Origin of the sequence: Campylobacter sp. TJR-1 (genome assembly GCF_032840035.1) — a bacterium.
Classification (GTDB): domain Bacteria; phylum Campylobacterota; class Campylobacteria; order Campylobacterales; family Campylobacteraceae; genus Campylobacter; species Campylobacter fetus.
Genome location: NZ_JAWIZX010000014.1, coordinates 1 through 6,075, shown reverse-complemented (window position 1 = coordinate 6,075; position 6,075 = coordinate 1). Strand labels below are relative to the sequence as shown.

At 33.9% G+C, this 6,075-nt stretch carries 5 protein-coding genes and 1 pseudogene; 1 reads left to right on the top strand and 5 read right to left on the bottom strand.

Annotated elements, in window-relative coordinates; all coding sequences use genetic code 11:
- The coding region (locus RVY88_RS09065; protein WP_235600380.1) for a methyl-accepting chemotaxis protein at positions 1-1,015 on the top strand (1,015 nt) is incomplete at its 5' end.
- A 27-nt stretch (positions 1,016-1,042) separates the two neighbouring features.
- Here RVY88_RS09065 and yedE read toward each other — a convergent pair.
- The 5 genes and pseudogenes from yedE to RVY88_RS09040 form a co-directional block, all read right to left on the bottom strand.
- Positions 1,043-2,102, bottom strand: a pseudogene (gene yedE, locus RVY88_RS09060) (YedE family putative selenium transporter).
- A gap of 148 nt (positions 2,103-2,250) precedes the next feature.
- Complete coding sequence (locus RVY88_RS09055; RefSeq protein WP_162167627.1) at positions 2,251-2,667, bottom strand: GNAT family N-acetyltransferase; 417 nt, start codon at positions 2,665-2,667, stop codon at positions 2,251-2,253.
- Positions 2,664-3,656 carry a DUF2156 domain-containing protein gene (locus tag RVY88_RS09050; RefSeq protein WP_162167628.1) on the bottom strand — a complete coding sequence of 331 codons (993 nt, stop codon included), beginning with the start codon at positions 3,654-3,656 and terminating at the stop codon, positions 2,664-2,666. The genes RVY88_RS09055 and RVY88_RS09050 overlap by 4 nt, the downstream gene beginning before the upstream one ends.
- Before the next feature lie 71 nt (positions 3,657-3,727).
- Positions 3,728-4,921 carry a molybdopterin molybdotransferase MoeA gene (locus RVY88_RS09045; protein WP_162167629.1) on the bottom strand — a complete coding sequence of 398 codons (1,194 nt, stop codon included), beginning with the start codon at positions 4,919-4,921 and terminating at the stop codon, positions 3,728-3,730.
- 135 nt (positions 4,922-5,056) lie between these two features.
- Positions 5,057-6,075, bottom strand: a 1,019-nt coding sequence (locus tag RVY88_RS09040; RefSeq protein ID WP_317051299.1) for a methyl-accepting chemotaxis protein, incomplete at its 5' end; no start/stop codon positions are given.

Sequence of the window (6,075 nt, the reverse complement as noted above, 5' to 3'; positions counted from 1 at the left end):
TGGTCTCAAAGACTTCTTTGACTTCTTAAACCATAAAAATGATAATCCTAAAGCTATAAGCTTAAAATCAAATGATGAGTTTGGAGTTATGGCTAGTCTTATTAATTCTAATATAAGCTCTATAAAAGAGTCTTTAGATAAAGATGCTAAAGCAGTAGAAGAAGCATTAGTTAGAGCTAGTGAAGTTGAAAAAGGAAATCTAGGAGCTAGAATAATGCATGAACCGGACTCTCCTGGACTTAAAAAGTTAAAAGACGTATTAAATAGTATGCTAAATACTCTTCAAGGCAAGATAGGATCTGATATAAATGTTATTCAAAAAACATTTGATGATTTTAAAAATCTTGATTTTACCTCTAATATACCTAATGCCAAAGGAGAGGTTGAAAAGGTTACTAATCTTTTAGGTAATGAGATAACTAAGATGCTAAAAGATAATTTAAATCAAGCTAACAATCTTAAAGAAAAAGCAAATAGCTTAAAAGAGTACGTAACTACGTTAAACGATAGTGCAAGAAGCCAAGCTAACTCACTGCAAGAAAGCGCAGCAGCCGTTGAAGAGATGAGTAGTTCTATGAGTTCTATCAATGAAAGAGCGGGAGAAGTTATAAAACAGTCTGAGGATATTAAGAATATAATTACTATTATACGCGATATAGCAGATCAAACAAACTTACTAGCATTAAATGCTGCTATAGAAGCAGCCAGAGCTGGAGATCACGGTAGAGGATTTGCTGTTGTTGCAGATGAAGTAAGACAGCTAGCTGAGAGAACTCAAAAGTCTTTAGGAGAGATTGAAGCCAATGTTAATATACTAAGCCAAAGCATAAATGAAATGAGCCAAAGTATAAGCGAACAAACCGAAGCAATTAACCAGATAAATGAAGCTGTTGCTAACGTAGATGAACAGACTAAACAAAACCTTGCTATAGCTAGCAATACGGACAGAGTTACTATAGAAGTAGAAACTATAGCTAATGAAGTGGTTAGTGAGGTTAAGAGGAAGAAGTTTTAAGCAATAAGTGCCTTTTTGGCACTTATTTTATATTGTCGATTTTTTGTTAAACAATCCAAGATAAATGGCAAATATAAATCCAAGTCCGACCGCGTATGGTGCGTAAGCAGTTATTCCGGCTCCTGAGCTTGCAAGTAAAAAGTTATGAGCAAATCCGGCTCCGGCCATCATTCCTATGACAAATATAGCAGATCCTAAATTTCCAGTCCCCATTTGCACAAGATGTTTTCCTGGACAACCTTCGCTAAGACTAAAGCAAAGCCCCGCTAAAACCATGCCTAAAAAGTTCCATATAAAGTCATTGTGAGCTATGGGTTGAGCTTCAAAACCAAATTTATACTGACCCAAAGCTAAATTTGTTATGCTTGCAAAAACGATGATAGATATCACGCCCCAAAACATAGAAAAATCGCCTCTAAAAGCTTTTGAAAATGCGCCTACTGAGCAAAACTTACTTTTGTGCATAAATACACCAACTAAAACTCCAGCTATCAAAGAGACCGCTATAGCAGCATGCTCACTAGCAGGACCTTTTATAGACGTAAAAAGTGCACCGTTTCCGGCTTTTAGTCCAAAAACTAGAGCCAAAAGTAAAATAACGCTAAAAATTACAGGCAAAATACCTAAATTTTTACTAACGGCTACGCTTTTTTCTGTTTTGTAACCTTTGCTTTTAAAAAACATTCCGACCCCGACCCCGACTCCTAGTCCTAAAAATCCCGCTATCGCAGTCATATCTCCGCCACCAAGACGTAAAAATGCGCGCCAAGGACAACCCAAAAATACGAGCGCTCCTATCATCGCAAAAACGCCTAAAAAGAAATTTGAAAATGCCGCGGGACTGCTTTTTGGTGCAAATTCTTTCGTCCAAAATAAACTTGCTAAAAAGCCGCCTATGATAAGCCCCAAGATCTCCGGTCTTAGATATTGCAACGCTTCTACTTTATGAAATCCTAAAGCCCCCCGCGCTATCTCTAAGAAAGCAAGCTGCGCAAATTCCCATATTGCCCGGATTGCCGGCTTGCACTAAAAGTGCCGCTAAAACACCCAAAACTCCACCTGAAACGATAAACCATTTTGTATTCATAAGAATTCCTTGTATTTGTATAAGTCAAACTGACTTTGTAGATATTATAACAAATTTTTAATGTTTTTGTAATATTAATTTAAGAGTTTTCATAATAGCCGAAGTATCTATTTGAACTGGCTTTTATTTGAAATTAACTTAAAAGATATTAAGTTTTAACCATCTCTATCGCATCCATTCCGTCATCATAATATGCGCGGATGAGCTTTTTATTCTTAAATTCAAATTTTTCATAAAGCTTTATCGCACCTATATTATCTTTTCTAACTTCTAATCTTAGATTTTTAAATTTAGAACATATGTCTCCTAATAATGCAGCTCCAACGCCTTTTCCTCTTGCTTGCAAAGAGACTCCAAGAGAATAAATTCTAGGTATTTTAAAGCTTGTTAAAACTAAAATATAACCTAAAATTTCACCTTCATCGACGTATTTTAATATCAAATTTCTTTTTATATGATATCTAAAACTTGCTTTTGAAATAGGAAAATTCAGCTTATCAAAAATACTTGTTTCTAAATTTGCAAGCTCATTTATATCTTTATTGTTTGCTGGTTGAATAGTCATTGTTTTTGATATATAGAGTATTTGATTTCAAGGTGGTTTGGTCTGTAGCTCATCTTAACTTTCTTTAAATTTTCAAATCCCATATCGTCGCCGACATTTATAAAGTCGCAATTATATATGTTTTTTAGTACTTTGCTAAACTCTCTAAATATAAATTGCGCTGAACCAAGAGTAGCAAAATCTGTTTTTTCTATGATCACGCTAGCCACTCCATCATTTATTTTTTCACCGACGCTAAAACCTTTGATTTCATCGTCTATGAACAAAACTATACCGATTAATTCAAGTTTTTCATAGTGGTCCAACATTCTTTTTATAGCAGCTTTTTCTTGATAAATTCCTTCTAAAAAATCATCCATTTTTTCAGCCGGCATATATTTTATTCGCTCAGCCGCCCATTTGTTTGCTAAATCTATTATTATCTCTCTGTGGGCTTTTGGATCTAATGTTTCGATTTTGAAATTTGGATATGTGTTTTTAAATTTATTAATTTCTGTGCGTTTTGTATGGTATGAATTGCCTTTAAGTTCTATCAAATCATCGCTTTTGTAAATATAATCCACAAGTTGTTTTTCAAAAATGTACTCCTCAAAAGCATCAAATATACTAGCTCCGTTTTCTATTTGAGCGGCAAATTTTTCCAAAATAGATCCAGCAACATAATCTATTCTTGTGTAATGAGTTTTGGTATTATTTTCATTCATCGCATTAAAGCATTTTTCTATTGCTTTTTTCAGATTGCAAAGTTTACCAAGAGGCGGTAAAAGCATACTTAACTCGCTTCCTGCCATACTAAATAGACAAAATGAATCTTCTATGATCGCATAAAATCCGCTTGCATTTTCAAGCCATATGTAATTTGCGGCAAACGTGTAGTCGCTGATATCTACTTCAAGTTCATTTCCAAGCTCGCTCAAATAATGTTCCATAAGCGGTTTTGTAGTTATGGCAAACTTATGAAACTCTACGCCATCTATGATAAATTGCATTTATTATGCCTTTATTTAAATTTGGCTGGAATTATACTGCTAAAATCGTAAATGTAATCCAAATTTAAAAATTAAAGCATAATAATATACTCGACTACTTCACCTTTTTCTAGTTTGTCTCTCTCTAAAGGACAATTTAGCAATACGGCTTTGTTATTTAAGTTTGAAACAATTGCCGAAGAACCTGATTTTTTCGTTGAAGTTGATATTTTTATAATACCGTTTTCATTTTCTATGCTAGCAGCACTAAACTCTTCAAAATCCGATTTTTTAACGTATTGTTCATCTAAAATCGCTTTAAATCTATAGTTTTCTTGCAAACATAAAATTTTATTTATAAACTCTCTAAAATAAAGAGCGCACGTCACCATAGCAGAATACGGAAATCCAGGAAGAGCAAATATATATTTTTCACTTAGTTTTGCTACTTTTACGTGGCGTCCGGGCTTTATGGCAGCTTTATTTACCACGAGTTCAAAATCTCCCATAATATCTCTTATAAAATCAAAATCCCCAACGCTTACTCCGCCCGTAGTAATCAAAAAATCGCAGCTTTTAAGTGCACTTTTTATCGTTTGTTTTATTAAATTTAAATCATCTTTTATAACAGGTAAAGTTACTACTTCGCAGTTCATCAACCAAAGCATATTTGCTATAGCAATATGATTTGAACTATGAATTTGAGCTTTGTTTGTAGGAATTTCACCTATATCCACTATCTCGCTTCCGGTGCTTAAAACGGCTACTTTCGGACGAACAAAAACATTTACGTAGCTAATGCCGAGTTCGGCTAAAAGTCCTAATTCAGAGTAACTAAGTTTTGCCCCTTTTTTTATGAGAATATCACCCTTTTTGTAGCTTTCACCGATTTTTCTTACAGCAAACCCTTTTTTTACCTGTGTATTTATATCTATGTAGTCTTTGTTCGCAGTTACGTTTTCTATCGGAATTAACGTATCGGCGCCGTTGCATATAATAGCTCCCGTAAAGGTTTTGATGCATTCTCCGCTTTTTATGCTTATATCTTCACCTTTAACTCCGGCAGGCAAACAACCTATAATTTTTAATTTTTTTAGGTTCATATCGCTAAATTTAACGGCGTATCCGTCCATCGCCGAAGTCTCAAACTCAGGATAGTCGCTTTTAGCTGCTATATCATGACATACGACTCTTCCAAGAGATGCGCTAAGAGCTATTCTTTCTACTCTATCCCAAGTAGGAGCCGAGCTCAAAAGATCTTTTAAACTATCATTATAACTTTTCATTTATGAGCCTTGAATTTTCTAAATTTAAAATGATTGTAGCATAAATTTACAAATAAGCTATTTGGTTCGTTTTGTGTTTCGGATATAATGATAATATATTTATAAGTGCCTTTAAGGCACTTATAAAACGGGTGTTTAGAAGTTTTTCTTTTTAACTTCATCTACGATGATATTTGCTATACTCTCCACCTCATTAGTTATCTTATTACTATTTTGAGCTATAGTGACATTTTGTTTAGTCTGCTCATCTACCGTAGCAACAGCTTCATTTATCTGGTTAATTGCTTCAGTTTGCTCATTTATGCTTTGACTCATCTCATTGATTCCTTGAGATAATATGTTTACGTTTGCTTCAATTTCTGCTAGAGATTTTCCGGTTCTTTCAGCTAGTTGTCTTACTTCATCTGCAACAACAGCAAATCCTCTACCGTGCTCTCCGGCTCTGGCTGCTTCTATAGCTGCATTTAATGCTAGTAAGTTTGTTTGATCTGCTATATCGCGTATAATAGTAATTATATTCTTAATATCCTCAGACTGTTTTATAACTTCTCCCGCTCTTTCATTGATAGAACTCATAGAACTACTCATCTCTTCAACGGCTGCTGCACTTTCTTGAAGTGAGTTAGCTTGAGAGCTTGCGCTTTCATTTAGATTTTCTACGTATCCTTTTAGGCTATTTGCTTTTTCTTTAAGATTATTAGCTTGAGCTAGATTATCTTTTAACATCTTAGCTATCTCATCTCCTAAAAGATTTGTTACTCTTTCGACTTCACCTTTAGCGTTTGGAATTCTTGATGTAAAATCTAACTCTTTGAAACTATCAAATGTTTGTTGAATAACATTTATATCGCTTCCTATTTTTCTTTCTAACGTATCTAACATCTTATTTAATACTTGTCTTAACTTCTCAAGTCCAGGTGAAGATGGTATAGTATTTATCCTAGCTTTTAAATTTCCATTCTCAACTTCATTTGCTTTTTCTAAAGACTCTTTTACTGCTTTATTGTCTTGTTCCATAGAATCTTTTATATTAGATGTATTATCGTTTATAAGTTTAGCCATAACTCCAAACTCATCATTAGATTTTAAGCTTATAGCTTTAGGATTATCATTTTTATGGTTTAAGAAGTCAAAGAAGTCTTTGAGACCGTTTT